The organism is Streptomyces sp. NPDC039736, from assembly GCF_055596485.1.
The window spans coordinates 343,856-361,245 of the sequence record NZ_JBVIUQ010000001.1; the positions used below are offsets into that span (position 1 = coordinate 343,856).

General features: G+C 74.0%; 10 protein-coding genes. 5 read left to right on the top strand and 5 right to left on the bottom strand.

Going from position 1 to position 17,390, the window contains the following annotated elements; genetic code table 11:
• Positions 1-24 precede the first annotated feature (24 nt).
• Together ACZ56L_RS01445 and ACZ56L_RS01450 are read right to left on the bottom strand one after the other, a co-directional pair.
• Positions 25-1,026: a carbohydrate ABC transporter permease gene (locus ACZ56L_RS01445; protein ID WP_471060309.1), complete on the bottom strand. Its 1,002-nt coding sequence runs from the start codon at positions 1,024-1,026 to the stop codon at positions 25-27.
• Positions 1,027-1,040: 14 nt separating this feature from the next.
• Positions 1,041-2,387 carry an ABC transporter substrate-binding protein gene (locus ACZ56L_RS01450; protein ID WP_471060312.1) on the bottom strand — a complete coding sequence of 449 codons (1,347 nt, stop codon included), beginning with the start codon at positions 2,385-2,387 and terminating at the stop codon, positions 1,041-1,043.
• 289 nt (positions 2,388-2,676) lie between these two features.
• Here ACZ56L_RS01450 and ACZ56L_RS01455 point away from each other — a divergent pair, with 289 nt between their 5' ends.
• The gene (locus ACZ56L_RS01455; protein WP_471060315.1) at positions 2,677-7,017 is read left to right on the top strand and encodes a glycoside hydrolase family 38 N-terminal domain-containing protein; all 4,341 of its coding nucleotides are present in this window, start codon (positions 2,677-2,679) and stop codon (positions 7,015-7,017) included.
• Positions 7,014-8,111, top strand: coding sequence for a LacI family DNA-binding transcriptional regulator (locus ACZ56L_RS01460; protein WP_471060320.1), 1,098 nt, complete (start codon positions 7,014-7,016; stop codon positions 8,109-8,111). Before ACZ56L_RS01455 ends, ACZ56L_RS01460 begins: the two co-directional genes overlap by 4 nt.
• A gap of 33 nt (positions 8,112-8,144) precedes the next feature.
• Here the strand turns inward: ACZ56L_RS01460 and ACZ56L_RS01465 are convergent, their stop codons facing one another.
• Entirely contained in the window at positions 8,145-9,152 is a 1,008-nt protein-coding gene (locus tag ACZ56L_RS01465) for an aldo/keto reductase (RefSeq protein ID WP_471060323.1), read from the bottom strand.
• An 86-nt stretch (positions 9,153-9,238) separates the two neighbouring features.
• Entirely contained in the window at positions 9,239-11,002 is a 1,764-nt protein-coding gene (treZ, locus tag ACZ56L_RS01470; protein WP_401758534.1) for a malto-oligosyltrehalose trehalohydrolase, read from the bottom strand.
• Between the two features lie 341 nt (positions 11,003-11,343).
• Here treZ and ACZ56L_RS01475 point away from each other — a divergent pair, with 341 nt between their 5' ends.
• From ACZ56L_RS01475 to ACZ56L_RS01485, 3 genes are all read left to right on the top strand, one after another.
• Positions 11,344-11,892, top strand: a complete 549-nt coding sequence (locus ACZ56L_RS01475; protein ID WP_345217750.1) for a DUF1707 and FHA domain-containing protein — start codon at positions 11,344-11,346, stop codon at positions 11,890-11,892.
• Positions 11,893-12,044: 152 nt separating this feature from the next.
• Positions 12,045-12,515: an SSI family serine proteinase inhibitor gene (locus tag ACZ56L_RS01480; protein WP_401758539.1), complete on the top strand. Its 471-nt coding sequence runs from the start codon at positions 12,045-12,047 to the stop codon at positions 12,513-12,515.
• 118 nt (positions 12,516-12,633) lie between these two features.
• Positions 12,634-14,805: an MMPL family transporter gene (locus ACZ56L_RS01485; RefSeq protein ID WP_471060329.1), complete on the top strand. Its 2,172-nt coding sequence runs from the start codon at positions 12,634-12,636 to the stop codon at positions 14,803-14,805.
• A gap of 54 nt (positions 14,806-14,859) precedes the next feature.
• Here ACZ56L_RS01485 and treY read toward each other — a convergent pair whose 3' ends face one another.
• Entirely contained in the window at positions 14,860-17,256 is a 2,397-nt protein-coding gene (treY, locus tag ACZ56L_RS01490; RefSeq protein ID WP_471060332.1) for a malto-oligosyltrehalose synthase, read from the bottom strand.
• Positions 17,257-17,390: the final 134 nt, after the last annotated feature.

The following is a 17,390-nucleotide window of genomic DNA, read 5'->3' on the forward strand; positions in this document are numbered from 1 at the left end:
TCGCGGCGGCCGGGCCTGTCGTGCTCAATTCTCGTCCCCCTTGGACAGCCGGTGTCCCAGCACGCTGAACACCAGCGTCAGCAGGAACAGCAGAATCGAAATCGCCGCCGCGTACCCGGTCTCGCCCGCGAACCCCAGGCCCACCTGCCGGATCAGGAACGGCAGCGTCCGGGAGTCGCCGCCCGGACCGCCGCTCTCGCCGCCCAGGATGTAGATCTCGGTGAACACCCGCAGCGCGGAGATCGCCGACAGCGTCCCCACCAGCAGCATCATCGGCTTCACCGTCGGCACGGTGATCGAGAAGAACCGGCGCACCGGCCCCGCGCCGTCGATTGCCGCGGCCTCGTACAGCGAGGTCGGCACGTTCCCGAGCGCGGCCAGGTAGAAGACCATGTAGTAGCCGAGGCCCTTCCACACCGTCACGATCATGGCCGAGACCAGCAGCATCGTGGAGTCGGTCAGGAACGGAACCGGCTCGCTGATCAGGCTCAGCTCCTGGAAGACCGTGTTGACCAGCCCGTCACTGCGCAGGATCCACTGCCACATCAGCCCGACCACCACGGCCGACGCGATCACCGGCGTGTAGAAGGCCGACCGGAAGAACCCGATCCCGGGAATCTTCTTCTGTACGAGCACGGCCAGCGCCAACGGCAGGAACACCAGGCACGGCACCACCACGACCGTGTAGACGACGCTGTTGACCAGCGCCAGCCAGAACGTGTCGTCCTGGAGCGCCCGCACGTAGTTGTCGAAGCCCACGAACCCGCCGCCCCGCAGGATCTGGGCGTCCGTCAGCGACAGGATGACGGTGTTGACGAACGGCCACAGACTGAACAGGACCACCAGGGCCAGCCCCGGCAGCAGGAACAGATACGGCGTCCACCACCGCCGGTGCACCAGCCCCGGCTCCTGGCCCGTCTCCTTCTTCGGCCGCCGCGCCCGCCGCGCGCTCGGCGGGCCCGCGACGCGGCCGGCGTCCAGCGTCCCGGCGGCCGCGCCCCGTTCCGTACCAGCGATCTGCGCCATGGTTCGCCCGCCGCCTACTTCTGCTTCTGCTCGGCCTGCTGGGCCAGGATCTTGTTCGCCTCGTCCTGTGCCTTCGTCAGCGCGGTCTTCGCGTCGACCTCGCCCTTGATGGCCTTCTGCATCTCGCGCACCACCGCGTCACCGATCTGGTTGGTCCACTCGACCGGCGTGTTCGCGTCGAGCTGCGCCTCCTTCAGCTCCTCCGCGCCCAGGGCCCGCGCCAGGGTCTCCGGGTCCTTGCCGTCGCCCTTGTCGGAGAAGTACGGATCGGCCAGGCCCTTCGCGTTGGAGGGGTAGATCGCGACCTCCTTGGAGAAGGCGACCTGGTTGGGGCCGTTCGTCACCCACTTCGCGAACTCGGCCGCAGCGTCGGGGGACTTGGTGTCCTTGCGGACGCCCAGCGACTGCGTGTAGATGCCGATGTGGCCCAGCACTCCGGTGACCGCCTTCGCCACCTGCGTCTTGGCGTACACCTTCGGCGCGTTCGCCTTCACGTCCCGGATGAAGCCCGGCGAGCCCGGGCCGAAGACCAGCTTGTCGGCGCCGTAGAGCTGGCTGGTGTCGTCGGACTTCGTCAGCGACTCCTTGGGCATGGCGCCCTTGGCGTACAGCTCCTTCATCCGCTCGATCCACTCGACGGCCTTCGGCGTGTCGAAGGTGAAGGCGTCCTTCTTGGCGTTGAGGACCGGCACGCCCATCTTCTGCCAGTCGCCGGGCAGCCGGGACTTCGGGTCGGCCATGAAGGCCGCGTACTTGCCGCCGGACTTCTCGGTGATCCTCTCCGCGTAGTCGAAGAACTGCTCCACCGTCGTCGGCGGCTTGTCGACGTCGAGCCCCGACTTCGCGAAGAGGTCCTTGTTGTAGGTGAGGATCTCCGGCGTCACGTACCAGGGGTAGGCGAACACGCCCTGCTTGCCGTTCAGTTTGTACTGGTCCCACGCGCCCGGCACGTAGTCCTTCTGCACCGCCGGGTCCAGCTTGGCCACATCGGCCAGCATGCCCCGGTCGGCGAGAAGCTGGAAGGAGTCGGTGTTGAGGTTGACGACGTCCGGCAGGGCTCCGGCCTGCGCGTCCGCGACGAGCTTCTCGTTGTAGCCGTCGCCCGGAACGTCCTCCCACTTCACCTTCACGTCCGGGTACTTCTTCTCGAACGCGTCGATGACGCCCTGGACGTACGCGGTGAAGGTCGGCTTGAGCTGCAGCGTGCGGAAGCTGATCTCGCCGGACACCTTGCCCGACTTCTCGGGCTGTTTGACATCGTTGTCAGAGCCGCTGCCGCCCAGGCCGCAGGCGGCGGTGGACAGCAGGGCTGCCGCCGTGGCGGTGGCGATGGAGATGCGGGACAGTCGCCCACGGGACATCGTCGTTCCTCCTCTTCGCACCGGCCGCGCTGCCGGATCGCGCAACACACGATGGAACGGCGGAAGTCATTCGTCAACAGGTAGGTACCCGTGGGTTTTTGCGCGGCGCTGAGCTGGACTAAAGCGGTTGAGCGGGGAGTTGACAGCCGATGGTGGGCACGGTAATGCTTCTTCGCGCCAACGCGGTTCAGCCGGTCGTGCGCCCTGGGTGTGCCGCCCCTCTTGCCGTGTGACCGCTCATGCGGTTCAGCTTCTTCTCACCCAGAAATGACCGGAGTTGGGGGAACGGGTGGACGGCAGGCGTACCGGCGTCACGATCACGGGGATCGGGTTCCCGAGTCTCTTCACCGGCCCCGAGGAGCGCCCGTTGCAGGTGGTGCGGGTGGGAGTGCGGCGGAGCCGGCCGGTCGGCCCCCTCGTCGTCTCGCTCTCCGGTCCACGCGTCGAGACGCCTCATCCGCGCTGGCTGCGTGCGGACGCGGTGGAGGCGTACGCGGGGGTGGACGCGGCCTCCGAACTGCCGGGCACGTCGCGCGACTTCGCCCGGGACGAGACCGTCGAGGTCTCCGTCGACCTGCGCGGGGCCGCCCCCGGCAGCCGCCTGCCCGCGACCGTCCGCGTCAGCACCCCGGGCGGCACGGTCCTCGCCGCCCGCTCCTGCGAACTGACCGCCGCCGAACCCGGCTGGACCGTCCGCCTGGTGCCGCACTTCCACTACGACCCGCTCTGGTGGAACACCCAGGCCGCCTACACCTCCCAGTGGGACGCCCCCGCCCGGGAGGGCGAGCCGCAGAAGGGCTGGGAGTACGTCGGAGTGCCCGCTTTCACCCTCGTGCCGCTGCACCTCCAGCAGGCGCGCGACGACCCCGCGTACCGCTTCGTCCTCTCGGAGATCGACTACCTCAAGCCGTTCTGGGACACGCATCCCGCATACCGGGACGAGCTGCGGCGTCTGATCGCCGAGGGCCGCCTGGAGATCGTCGGCGGCACCTACAACGAGCCCGCCACCAACCTCACCTCCGCCGAGACCACCGTCCGCAGCGCCCTGCACGGCCTGCGCTTCCACCGGGACGTCCTCGGCGCGGACCCCCGCACCGCCTGGCAGCTCGACGTCTTCGGCCACGACCCCGGCTTCCCCTCGCTGATGGCGGGCGCGGGCCTGGACTCGGCGGTCCTGGCCCGCGGCCCGTACCACCAGTGGGGGCCGATGACGGACACCTGGGGCGCCGCGCTGCGCCCCCCGACCGCCATGCAGCTCCCCGCCGAGTTCGAGTGGATCGGCCCCGGCGGCGGCCCGGGGCTGCTCCTGCACTACCTCCCGGCGCACTACTCCGCCGGCTGGTTCTCGCACGCCGAACCCGACGCGGACGCCGCCGCCGCCGGGCTCCTGGAACTCTTCGAGCTGCTCAAGCAGTCCGCCGCCACCCGCAACGTCCTCATCCCGATGGGCACGGACTTCTCCTGGCCGCACCCCTGGGGCCCGGCCGTCCAGCGGGACTGGGCCGCGCGCTACACCTGGCCGAAGCTGGAGCACGCCACTCCGCGCGAGCACTTCGCCGCCGTGCGGGCCGAGCTGGCGTCCCGGGGCGAGCGTCCGCTCCCGGTGACGCGCGAGATGGGGCCCGTCTACACCGGCAAGGACGTCTCGTACGCGGACGTGAAACAGGCCCACCGCGCCGCCGAGAACCTCCTCCAGGAGGCCGAGACCCTCGCCGCCCTCGCGCACGCGCACAGCGGGCTTCCGTACCCGCAGGACGCCCTCGACAAGGCCTGGCGGCACCTGCTGCACGCCGCCCACCACGACGCGGTCACCGGCACCTTCTCCGACCAGGTCTACCTGGACCTGCTGCCGACCTGGCGCGAGGCCCATGAACTCGCCGAGGAGGTACGGGAGTCGGCGCTCCTCGCGCTGGCGGGGGAGCCGGCGGGAACCTCCGTCACCGTCGTCAACGCGCTGTCGTGGGCGCGGACGGACGTCGTACGGGTGGAACTTCCCGGACTCGCCGCGCGGGCGGACCGGCTCGCCCTGCGCGACGAGGCCGGCGGACTCGCGCCGGTGCTGGTGGAAGGCGTCTCCCCGGAGGGCGCGGTCGGCATCGCCTTCCTGGCGGTGGACGTGCCGGGGCTCGGGCAGCGCACCTGGTCGGTGGTCACCGACGGGACGGGACTGTCCGGAGGGTGGACCGTCCAGGAGGGGGCCGCACCCGTCGTGCGGAACCAGGCGTACGAGGTCGAGGCCGACCCCGCCCGGGGCGGCGGCCTGTGCCGGGTGACCCGACTGGATTCCCCGTGCGAGGTGCTGACGGCGGGGGAGGTGGACGGGCTGGTCGTGCAGGACGAGTACCCGGCCCATCCCTTCTTCGAGGAGGGACCCTGGCACCTGCTGCCCAAGGGGCCGGGGGAGTCCTCGGAGTCCGCGCCCGCCGACGCGGTGCGGGTCGAGCGCTGCCCGATCGGACGGCGCATCGTGGCCTCGGGGCGCACCGGCCCGGTGGAGTGGACCCGTACGACCACATTGTGGGACGGCGTGGACAGGGTCGAACTGGGCACCCTCGTGCGCGACTTCACCGGAAGCGACCAGCTCGTCCGGCTGCGCGTGCCGGTGGACGTGCCGGGAGCGCAGCCCGTCGCCGAGACGGCCACGGCGGCGGTCGGGCGCGGCTTCGCGTTCCCCGAGGCCGACACGGGCGCCGACCGCACCCGGGCCCCGTGGACGCTCGACGCCCCGTGCCTGAACTGGTTCGGCCTCTCGACCATGACCCGGGCGGTGCTGAGCGGCCCCGACGGATCGGCGGCCGGCACGCGGGCGCTGGGCGCGGGCGAGATCGTCCTGCCGGACACCGGGCCGCCCGAGGGGCTGCGGGAGTGCGTCACGGCGCTGGGCGCGCTCGGCGTGACGACGACGCCCACCCGGCCGGGCGGGCCGCGCTGGGGCGACCTCGCGGTCGACAGCAGCCTGCCCGACTTCCGGCTGGCCGTCGGCGGCCCCGACGCCAACGCCTTCACCACCGCCGTGCTGGCCGCCGCCGACCCCCGGTACGCGGACGCCGTGCGGAGCGGCGCGCCGGTGGTGTGGGTGCCCGCGCTGCGGCCGCTGCGGGAGACCTGGCGGCCCGGGTGCGACCTCACCGGGGTGCGGGACCTGCCGGTGCTGGTGCTCGCGGGCTCCCTCACGGAGTTCACGGACGCGCTGGTGCGCGAGCACCGCGTGGCGGCGCTGCATCCGCTGCCGCGGGAAGGGGCCCGGGAGTGCGCCGCGGCGGCGGACCGCACGGTCGCCCTGCTCGTGCGCGGCACGCCGGGCTGCGCGGTGGACACCCGGGGCCGCCTGCACAGCTCGCTGCTGCGGTCGTGCACCGGCCGGCCGAGCGGCGCGTGGATGGACCCGCCGCGCCGCACCGCCCCCGACGGCAGCTCCTTCCAGCTCCAGCACTGGACGCACGAGTTCGCCCACGCCCTGGTGGCGGGCGCGGGCGACTGGCGGGACCTCGACCTGGTGCGCAGGGGACGGGAGTTCAACTCCCCGATGCCGGCACGGCCGACGGGAGCGGAGCCCGGAACCCGGCGCTTCCTGGCGGTGGAGGGGCTGCTGGTCGAGACGGTGAAGCGGGCGGCCGACGGAGGGCTCGCGGTACGGCTCAGGGAGGCACGGGGGCGGACGGCCACCGGTACGGTGCGGGCGCCCTTCCCGGTGACGGCCGCGGCCCGGGCCGACCTCCTCGACGTACCCCGGCAGGCACTGGCGGCGGACGCGGGCGACGGCGCGTACCGGGTGACCCTCGGCGGGAACCGGTGGACCACCCTGCACCTCGCCCTGCCGGACGGCCCGCGCCCCACCGCCGTGCACCGCGAGCCGCTGCGGCCGGGCTTCAGCCGGTACTGGCTGCACAACACCGGCACCGCCCCGCTGGGCGACGCGCCGTACGCGGTGACGGTGACCCCGGACGCGGTGACGGTCGCCTCCGGCGGCCCGGCGGGCGATGCCACGGTGACGGTGCACGCGCCCGCCGGCTGGGAGACCTCCTGGGCGACGCGGACGGTCGCCCTGGAGGCGGGCGGCCACGAACGGCTGCCGCTCTCGGTGGAACCGCCCCACGGGGCGCCGGGGGGCGACTACGTGGTGCGGGTGACGGCGGAGTTCCAGGACGGCACGGCCGTGGAGGACAGCCTCACGATCACCGTGACCGGCGACAGCGGGCCCGCGCCCGGCATGGGCGACGGCGGGGCCCCGGCACCCGGCCCCGGTCGAGGCGGCCCCGTGCCCGGGATCGCCGTGACGGTGCCCGAGGGCCCGGTCCGCATCGTTGCGGGCGCGAGCGCGCCCCTGCCCGTCCGCCTGTCGAACACGCTGCGCAGCGCGCTCCGGTGCGAAGCCGTCCTGGTCTCGCCGTACGGTGGCTGGCAGTTGGCCGGTCCCCGCTCGTGCGTCGTCGACGTCCCCGCGGACGGCTCGGCCGAGGCCCGCTTCACCCTGCGCCCGCCCGTCACCACCGCACCCGGCAGGTACTGGGTGCTGGTCAAGGCGGTCGGACAGGGCCGCGTCGCGTACAGCGCGGCCGTCGACGTACGGGTGGGAGCGCCCGCCCCCGGCGCACCGCACCCCGCCCCCGAGAGGACCCCCGCCCCATGACCGCTGCTGCCGCGTCCGGTGACGGCGCCCGGCCCCGTCCGGCGCGCAGGCCCACCATGAAGGACATCGCCCGCCGCGCCGGAGTCTCCGAGAGCGCCGTGTCCTTCGCCCTCAACGACCGCCCCGGCGTCTCCTCCGACACCCGCGAGCGGGTGCGCAGGGTCGCCGAGGAACTGGGCTGGCAGGCCAACAGCGCCGCCCGCGCGCTCTCCGGCGAACGCTCCGGGTGCGCCGGACTGGTGCTGGCCCGCCCCGCGCACACCCTCGGCGTCGAGTCGTTCTTCCTCCAGCTCGTCTCCGGCATCCAGGAGGCGCTGTCCGCGCGCCGGGTGGCGCTGCTGTTCCAGGTGGTGGAGGACCTGGACACCGAACTGGCGGTGCTGCGCCGCTGGTGGGCGGAGCGGCGCGTGGACGGCGTCCTGGTGGTCGACCCCAGGACCGAGGACCCCCGGCCCGGCCTGCTGGCCTCCCTGGGGCTGCCCGCCGTCGTCATCGGCGGCCTGGAGGCGGACCGGCACCACGCGGACACCCCGCTGCCCGTCTCCAACGTGTGGGCCGACGACGCGGGGGCCATGGCCTCCGTACTGGACCACCTGTACTCCCTCGGGCACCGCCGCATCGCGCACGTCGCCGGAATGCGCGGCCTCGCGCACACGGAACGGCGCATCGTGTCCCTGCGGGCGGAGGCCGCCCGCCGCGGCCTCACCGAGGACGAGGTCCGTTCGGTGGCCACCGACTACTCCGACGCCGAGGGCGCCGAGGCCACCCGCCGCATCCTCGACGAACCCGCGCGCACCCGGCCCACGGCGATCGTCTACGACAACGACGTGATGGCCGTCGCGGGCGCGTCCGTGGCCGCCGGACGCGGTGTCTCCGTACCCGCGGAACTGTCCGTCGTGGCCTGGGACGACTCGGCGCTCTGCCGCGTCACCCACCCCCGGCTCACCGCCCTGGTCCGCGACACCCCCGGCTTCGGCAGGCTCGCCGCGCAGGAGCTCCTCGCCGTCCTCGACGGCGCTCCCGTACGCAGCGTCCAGGGCGAACTGCCGCACCTGGAGCCGAGGGAGAGCACGGGACCGCCGCCGGGCGAGTGATCCGCCGGGCGCCGCCGCCCCGCGTCCGGGGGTCTAGACACGCCCCTCCACGCTGTTGATCCAGTCGTACGGATACGGCACCGGCCGCGCGCTCGCCGCGTCCAGCCTCGCCACCTGCTCCGCCGTCAGCGCCCACCCGCTCGCCCCCAGGCTCTCGGTGAGCTGCTCCGCCGTGCGCGCCCCCACGATCGGCGCGGCCACCGCCTGCCGGTCCATCAGCCACCGCAGCGCCACCTGCCCCGGCGTGCGCCGTGCCTCCTCGGCGACCGCGACCAGGGCGTCCACGACCCGCCAGGTCTCCTCGGTGTCCCGCTCGCCCCACGACTGGTCACCCGCCGCGTCGCGCCGCCGGGCCTCCCGCGAGCCCTCCGGGGCGGCCGGCATCGAGCGCCGGTACTTCCCGGTGAGCCAGCCGCCCTCCAGCGGGCTGAACGGGATGATCCCCAGCCCCTCCTCCGCGCACAGCGGGCCCAGCTCCCACTCCACCTCCCGGTGCAGCAGGTTGTAGAGCGGCTGGAGGGAGCTGTACGGCTCCCAGCCGTGCGCCCGCGCCACGTCCTGCGCCTTCTGCAGGCGGGACGGTGCGATGTTGCTCGCGCCCAGGTAGCGGACCTTGCCCGCCCGCACCAGGGAGTCCAGCGTCGACAGGGTCTCCTCGACCGGCGTCGTCCGGTCCCACATGTGGGTCTGGTAGAGGTCGATGTGGTCGGTGCCCAGCCGCCGCAGACTGGCCTCCACCGCCGGGACGACGTGCTTGCGGCTCAGGGAGCTGTCGTTGGCGCCCTCGCCCGTCCGCGCCCACACCTTGGTGGCGATCACCAGGTCGTCCCGGCGGCGGCCCTTCAGCCAGCGCCCGAGGACCTCCTCCGAGACGCCCCGCCCGTACATGTCGGCGGTGTCGATGAACGTGCCGCCCGCCTCCACGAACGTGTCGAGGACGCGGTGCGCCTCCCTCTCGCCGTCCCCGTCGCTGAAGGTCATCGTGCCCAGGCACAGTTCGCTGACCCGCAGACCGGTGCGCCCCAGATTCCGCTGCTCCATGAGATTCCCCTCCGTGGTCCCTGGGGAGGGACCGTAGGGGCTGGAGCGCGCTCCAGGTCAAGCGCCGGTGCGGCGCGGCGGGCCGCTCAGCTCCCCAGCACCACGCACGAGTGCGCCGGCAGCACCAGCACCCCGTCGCGTCCCGGCGCCTCCACCGGCTCCCACGCCGCGAGCACCCGGGTGCGTCCGTTGCGGCCGAGTCCGATGGTCGCCGGGTCCGGCGCCAGGTTCACCGCCACCCTGACGTCGCCCCTGCGGTACGCGATCCAGTTCCCCGCTCCGTGTGCCGCGTGCGCGACGCGGACCGCCGCCAGGTCCGGGTCGGAGAGGTCGGGGTGCGAGCGGCGCAGGGCGATCAGCTCCCGGTGCCAGGCCAGCAGCCGGGCGTGCGGCTCGCGGTCCGGCTCCGACCAGTCCAGGCAGGAGCGCTCCCGGGTGCGCGGGTCCTGCGGGTCCGGAATGTCCTCCGCCGCCCAGCCGTGCGCCGCGAACTCCCGGCGGCGGCCGGTGCGTACCGCCTCCGCGAGCTCGGGATCGGTGTGGTCGGTGAAGAACTGCCAGGGGGTGCGCGCCCCCCACTCCTCGCCCATGAACAGCATCGGCGTGAACGGGCTCGTCAGCACCAGGGCCGCCGCGCACGCCAGCAGCCCGGGGGGCAGCGAAGCGGACAGCCGGTCGCCCACGGCCCGGTTGCCGACCTGGTCGTGCGTCTGCGCGTACCCCAGGAAGCGGTGCGCGGACGTCGTCGCCCGGTCGACCGGCCGCCCGTGCGCGCGCCCCCGGAACGACGAGTACGTGCCGTCGTGGAAGAACGCCCGGGTGAGGGTCTTCGCGAGCGCCTCCAGGGGCGCTCGCGCGAAGTCCGCGTAGTAGCCCTGCGACTCACCGGTCAGGGCGGTGTGCAGGGCGTGGTGGAAGTCGTCGTTCCACTGGGCGTGCAGACCGAGCCCGTGCGCCGCGCGCGGGGCGGTGGTGCGCGGGTCGCCGCTGTCCGACTCGGCGATCAGGAACAGCGGCCGGCCGGTCTCCGCGGCCAGCCCGTCCACGGCGGCCGACAGCTCCTCCAGGAAGTGCACCGCCCGGGTGTCGACGAGGGCGTGCACGGCGTCCAGGCGCAGCCCGTCGATCCGGTAGTCCCGCAGCCACGACAGGGCGCTCTCGCGCAGGTAGGCGCGCACCTCGTCGGAGCCGGGCGCGTCCAGGTTCACCGCCGAGCCCCACGGCGTGTGGTGGGTGTCGGTGAAGTACGGGCCGAACACCGGCAGGTAGTTGCCGGACGGGCCCAGGTGGTTGTGCACCACGTCCAGCACCACCCCCAGTCCGGCGGCGTGCGCCGCGTCCACGAACCGCTTGAGCCCGTCCGGGCCCCCGTACGGCTCGTGCACCGCCCACAGCGACACCCCCTCGTACCCCCATCCGTGGGTCCCCGGGAACGGGCACACCGGCATCAGCTCGACGTGCGTGATCCCGAGCTCCGCCAGGTGCGCGAGCCTCTTCGCGGCCGCGTCGAAGGTGCCTTCGGCGGTGTACGTGCCGATGTGCAGCTCGTACAGCACCGCACCCGACAGCGGCCTTCCGCGCCACTCCCGCGCCCATGCGTACGCCGCGTGGTCCACCACGGCGCTGTGGCCGTCGGGGCCCTCCGGCTGGCGGCGCGAGCGGGGATCGGGGCGGACCGGGCCGCCGTCGAGCGAGAAGCCGTACGGGCTGCCGTGCGTGGCCTGCACCCGCGCCGACCACCAGCCGTCCCGGTCCGGATCGCGTTCCATGGGGTACGTCTGCACCTCGGCGTCCGGCAGGTGCAGCGTGACCCGCTCCTGTGCGTGCGGCGCCCACACGTCGAACAGCACTGGCGGCTCCTCTTCGTCGGCGAGCTCTGGTCGAAGACGGCTCTGTCCGGGGGAGCTCGCTCGCCCCGGGTCATATTTCAGTGCCCGTTCGAAGGTGACACAACCGGCGCGCGCGAACGCCGCAGCCGACGGCATGTCGCCGGGGCCCGTCACGGCGCGGTCTCACGGCGCGGTCGCGCGGTGCGTCCCGGCGGGCCGCCCGCGGGCGCCCGGCCCGGGCGGGCGACCTCCTCCGGCGCTCTCCGGCGCTCTCCGCGGGGCTCGCGGCGGCGGCCGGTGCGCGACGCCGGAATCCCCGGCCCGCTGGACACCTCGGCCGTGTCGGCCCGACAATCTCCCCTGTGACGCCCTCCTACGAGCCCCACACCTACCCGGCGCGGCTCTCCGACGCCGAACGGGACCGTGCGCTGGCCGTGCTCCGCGAGGGCGCCGCCCAGGGCAAGCTCTCGCACGAGACCTTCGTCCGCCGCATGGAACTGGCCCTCGCGGCCCGGCAGTCCGCCGACCTCGCGCTGCTCACCTCCGACCTGGACACCGAGGGCCGCTTCTCCCGCCGGATGTTCGGCGCGGTGAGCCGGGCCTCCGCCTTCACGGTGCGCCTGCGCCGGGCCTGGACCACCGAACGGCTGCCGAAGCTGCTGCTGCCGGAACCCGGCCCCACTCCGCTGCTGATCGGCCGCGACGTCGGCAACGGGCTGCGGCTGAGCCACGAGACGGTCTCCCGCCGGCACGCGGAACTGCTGCGCCAGGGCGGCCTGTGGATCCTGCGCGACCTCGGCTCGACCAACGGCACCTGCGTCAACGGCCGCCGGGTGACCGGCACCGCGGTCGTCAACGACGGCGACCAGGTCAGCTTCGGCCGCATGTCCTTCCGGCTCTCGGCGAGCTGACGGCAGGACCCCACCGCCGTACGGACCGCGCGGGTGCGCCGCCGTGGGCCGTTCGGCCCAGCGCGGGTTCAACGCCGGGCGCCCCGGTGCCGATGCACGCAGCGGTGCGGGCGACCGTCCGCGCGGCACCCGTGCACAGAACGGTGACACCCATGTCGGCAGTACGGAACGCAGCACGCAGGGCCCTCGTCGCGGCCGCCGCCTCCGCGGCCCTCTTCGCCTCCGCGGGCGGCGCCACCGCCCACGAGACCCCGGCCCAGGAGACCCCGGCCCGGACGGCCGCCGACCGGCACTCCGGCAACTGGATGCACGTGGCGGTCGTCGAGGGCGAGGACGCCCTGAGCGAGGTGCGGGGCGTCCTGCTGAGGTGCCCGTCGGCGACGGTCCCCGGGCACGAGAACGCCGCCGAGGCCTGCCGCCGGCTCGACGCCGTCGACGGGGACATCGCCAGGATCGAGCGCGCCGACGTCGTCTGCCCGATGATCTACCAGCCGGTGACGGCGATGGCGTACGGCAACTGGGACGGCCGCCGGATGGCGTTCGCCAAGACCTACCCCAATCCCTGCGTCCTGCGGGCCTCCACCGGCGCCGTCTTCACGACGGGCCACCAGTACGGGAGTTGACCCCCGGGGCCCGGCGGGGGCTGTCCCCCGCAGGGCCCTGGAGGTACTGCCAGTGACGCAGCACCACCCCCGCGACGAAGCTGAGCACGACGATCACGCTTCCACGGGAGGAGCCCTCATGCGGGGCAGCAGCAGACAACCGGTCACCGTCCGCACGGCACGGTGGTGCGCCGCGCACCCCTGGCGCGCCGTCGTCGGCTGGGTCCTCCTCGTCGTCCTGTGCGTCGGCCTCGGCTTCCTGACCGGCACCGACAAGGGCACCTTCGCCGACTTCCGGGTCGGCGAGGCCGGCCGGGCGGAGGCACTCGCGGCGGACGCGAAGCTGACCCCGGCGCCGGTGGAGAAGTTACTGATCACCGGAGACGGGGGCGAGCCCGCCGCCGCCGACCTGGACCGCCGGATGCGCGACCTGCCCGCGGTCATCGGCGTGGCCGCCCCGGTCCGCTCCGCGAACGGCGACTCCCTCCTGATCACCGTCACCCTCAGGGGTGACAGGGAGACCGCCAAGAAGGACGTCGGCGCACTGCTGGCACAGACCGCCGCCGTCCAGAAGGCCCACCCCGGGCTCCGCGTCGAGCAGACCGGCAGCGCCTCTGTCTCCGACGGGATCAACGACCGGCAGAGCAAGGACCTCCAGCGCACCGAGATGATCAGCCTCCCGGTGACCTTCCTGATCCTGCTCGTCGTCTTCGGCGCGGTGCTCGCCGCCGGAATCCCCGTCCTGCTCGCCCTGCTCGCCTTCGCCGGGGCGGTCGGCCTGTACGGACCCGCCTCCTGGCTCTTCCCCGACGCGGGCGGCGCCGCCCTCAGTGTGATCTTCATGCTGGGCATGGCGGTCGGCGTCGACTACTCGCTCTTCTACCTCAAGCGGGTCCGCGAGGAACGCGAAAGGTCCGGCGGAACCCTCAGCCACGCCGCCGCCGTCGAGCTGGCCGCCGCCACCTCGGGCCGCGCCGTCGTCGAATCCGGACTCGCCGTCGCCCTCTCCCTCGGCGGCCTCTACCTGATGGACGACGTGATCTTCTCGTCCATCGCCACCGGCGCCATCCTCGTCACCCTGGTCGCCGTCGGCAGCTCGCTCACGATCCTGCCCGCCCTGCTCGCGGGGCTCGGCCCCCGGGTCGACGGCCGCAAGGGACGCGCCGGCCGCCGTTCCGGCAACAGCAGGGCCTGGACCGCCCTGCTGCGCCCCGTGCTGCGCCGCCCCCTCGCCACCCTGCTCGTCGGCCTCGCGGCGACCGCGGCGCTCGCCCTGCCCGCCCTGAACATGAAGCTCGGCACCGAGGGCAAGGAGACCTTCCCCGACAGCGTGCCCGCCGTCGCCTCCTACGACCGGCTCACCGCGGCCTTCCCCGGCCAGGGCGCCGCCCACCTCGTCGTCGTCCGTACCGACCCGGCGCACGCCGACGCCGCCGCGCAGGCCCTGCGCGCCCTCGCCGACCGGACCCAGGGCGACCCCCTGTTCGTACGACAGGGCCCCCCGCTCCTGAGGACCGCGGCGGACGGGCGGACCGCGCTGCTGGAACTGCCCGTTCCGCACGCCCAGAACTCGCCCGCGGGACTGCGCTCGCTGGAGCGGCTGCGCGCCGAGCTGATCCCGGCCACCGTCGGCGCGGTGCCCGGCGCGCAGGTCGCCGTCAGCGGTGAGATCGCCGGTGGCGTCGACTACGCCGAGCACCAGTCGGAACACCTGCCCCGGGTGATCGTCTTCGTGTCGCTGGCCTGCCTCGCCGTGATGTACGCGGCCTTCCGTTCCGTGGTCCTCGCGGTGCTGGGCGTCGTGCTCAACCTGGCGGCGGTGCTGGTCTCCTGGGGCGTGCTGACCCTGGTCTTCCAGGGCGCCTGGGCCGAGGGCCTGCTCGGCTTCGAGTCCTTCGGGTTCGTCGGCTCGCGCACCCCGCTGATGGTGTTCGCCATCCTGGTCGGGCTCTCCACGGACTACCAGATCTTCGTGGTCAGCCGGATCCGGGAGGCCGTCCTGCGCGGGGCGCCCACCCGGCAGGCGGTGGTGGACGGCATCGCGGGCTCGGCGGGCGTGGTGACCAGCGCCGCCGTGATCATGGTGTCGGTGTTCGTCAGCTTCCTGTTCATCGACCGCATCGAGATGAAGCAGCTCGCCGTGGGCCTGACGGTGGCGGTCCTCTTCGACGCGGTGGTGCTGCGTGCCCTGATCCTGCCGTCGGCGCTGGCGCTGCTGGGGGAGCGGACCTGGTGGCCGGTGCGGGTCCCGGCCCGGGGCGTGCGGGAGCCGCGGCGACCGGTCCCGTACGAGAAGCCCGTCCGGCTCTGACGACCGGCGGCGGGGCCGGGGCGGACGCACCCCCGGCCCCGCCGTCCGCATGCCTCAGGAAGCGCCGCCCGCCGCCCGCACCAACAGCGCCACCGGCCGCTCCGAGAACAGCTCCCGCAGCGGCACCGCCCCCTCGAACTCCCGGCCGCCGCCCAGCCGGTCGGCCCACCGGCCCGCGGGCAGGGACAGCACCGTGTCCCGCCAGCCGCCCGCCTCCGCGAGCCGCAGCGACAGACGCGTCACGGCGGTTACCGTCTCCCCGGAACGGGCGAACGCCACACAGTGCCGGGCCGCGGCGCCCGAGACCGGCAGCGGGGTGTACGTGGCGCTCTCGCCGAAGACCTCGGGCCGCTCCCGGCGCAGCGTGAGGGCGGTCGTCGTCAGGTGCAGCTTCTCGTCGTCGAGGGTGCCGCCGGTGGGCGCGTCCGCGAGGGCGTCCGGGTCGAGGGCGACCGGCCGGCGGTTGTCCGGGTCGACCAGGGCCAGGTACTCGCGCTCGGTGCCCTGGTACAGCTCCGGCACCCCCGGCATCGTCAGGTGCAGCAGCGCGGCGCCCAGCGCGTTCGCCCGCGTGTGGGGCGCCAGCTCGCGCGAGAAGAGCGCGAGTTCGTGCTGCGCGCTCCCGCACGGCCCGGAGCGCACGAACGTCTCCAGGGCCTGTTCGTAGCCCGCGTCCTGCTCGGTCCAGCTCGTGTGCAGGCCCGCCTCGCGGGCGGCCTTCAGCAGGGCGGGAACGAGCCGGTCGGGGCCCGCGTCCGGGACGGCCGCGGCCGTCTGCCAGGCCGTCCACGCCGCGTGCGGGTCCGGTGCGACGGCCGTCTGCGCCCAGCGCCGCAGCAGGCCCGCCCAGCGCTGCGGGCACTCGGTCAGCACCGCGAGCCGTGCCCGTACGTCCGCGCTGCGCTTGGTGTCGTGCGTGGACAGCACGGTGCCGGTGGCCGGCCAGTCGCGGGCCAGGCGCGCGCAGAACGCGTGGAACTCGTCCGGCGACACCGCGGGCCGCCCCGGGTCCCCGCCCACCTCCGCCGCCGACAGCAGCGGCGTGTAGCGGTAGAAGGCGGTGTCCTCCACCGACTTGGCGCGCAACGCCGACGAGGTCTGCGCGAACCGGGCGCAGAAGGCCCGGTGGTCGGGCCCCGACCCCAGCCGCCCCAGCGCCAGCTCCCGTACGACGTCCACCGCCGTCGCCTCCTCCGGCACGGAGAACGCCGCCTTCGCCTCGCGCACCGCCTCCGGCGGCAGCGTCGCCTCCGCCTCCTCGGGGGTGGGGCCGCCCGCCGCCACGTAGGGGCGGTACACGGGCATCCGTACCAACAGCTCGTGCAGGGCGGTGTGCAGTGCCCACGGGGCGTGGTCCCGCAGGGCGGGGTCGGCGGCGCAGATCCGGCCGGCCGCCCGCACCAGGAAGGCGGACTCGGCGGCCAGTTCGTGCGTGAGCACCCGGTGCGCGGCGCGGCGCACGGTCGCCGCCCAGTAGCCGCCCCGGTCGCCGGGCGGGTCGGCGAAGGCCCGGTACAGCTCGGTCAGTTCGTCGGCGCCCGTGGGATCGTTGAACAATCCGTCGATCCGGTGCAGGGCGTCGTAACCGGTGGTGCCCGCCACCGGCCAGTCGGCGGGCAGCCGCTCGTCGCCGGTGAGGATCTTCTCCACCACCGTCCACACCGGGCCCTCCAGGCCCTCCTCCGTGGCCCGCGCCAGCCGGCGCAGGTAGTCGCCGGGCGCGGCGAGGCCGTCCGGGTGGTCGATCCGCAGCCCCTCCACGACGCCGTCGCGCACGAGCTGGAGGATCTTCGCGTGCGAGGCGACGAACACCTCGGGGTCCTCCACCCGCACCCCGATGAGGTCGGAGATGGTGAAGAAGCGGCGGTAGTTCAGCTCGGTGCGCGCCAGCCGCCACCAGCCGAGCCGGTACCACTGGGCGTCGAGGAGCTCCGGCAGCGGCAGCTTCCCGGTGCCCTCGCGCAGGGGGAAGGCGTGGTCGTGGTAGCGCAGCTCCCCGTCCGTCACGGACAGGTGCTCCAGCTCCTCGCCGAGCCTGCCGCCCAGGACCGGCAGCAGGATCTTGCCGTCGCCGCCCTCCCAGTCGAGGTCGAACCAGCCCGCGTACGGCGACGCGGGGCCCTCCCGCAGCACCTCCCACAGCGGCACGTTGAGCCGTTCGGGTGCGGGGACGGCCATGTGGTTGGGGACGATGTCCAGGACCAGGCCGAGCCCGTGCGCGCGGGCCGTGCGGGAGAGCGCCCTGAGGCCCTCCTCACCGCCCAGCTCGGCGCGCACGCGCGCGTGGTCCACCACGTCGTACCCGTGCGTGGAACCGGGCACTGCTTCCAGCACCGGGGACAGGTGCAGGTGGGAGACCCCGAGGGCGGCCAGGTACGGCACCGCTTTCTCGGCGGCCGAGAAGGGGAAGTCGGGCTGCAACTGGAGGCGATAGGTGGAGGTCGGCGTCATGCGAACGTACGTACCCGGATTCGGAGCTTCTGTGTCATCGACCCATGCGTCCACTTGGGTGCACGGGGCTAATTTCACCTGATGGCTTCAGAGACCGAGACACCGAAGAAGAGGGAAGGTTCAGGCGCTCTGCG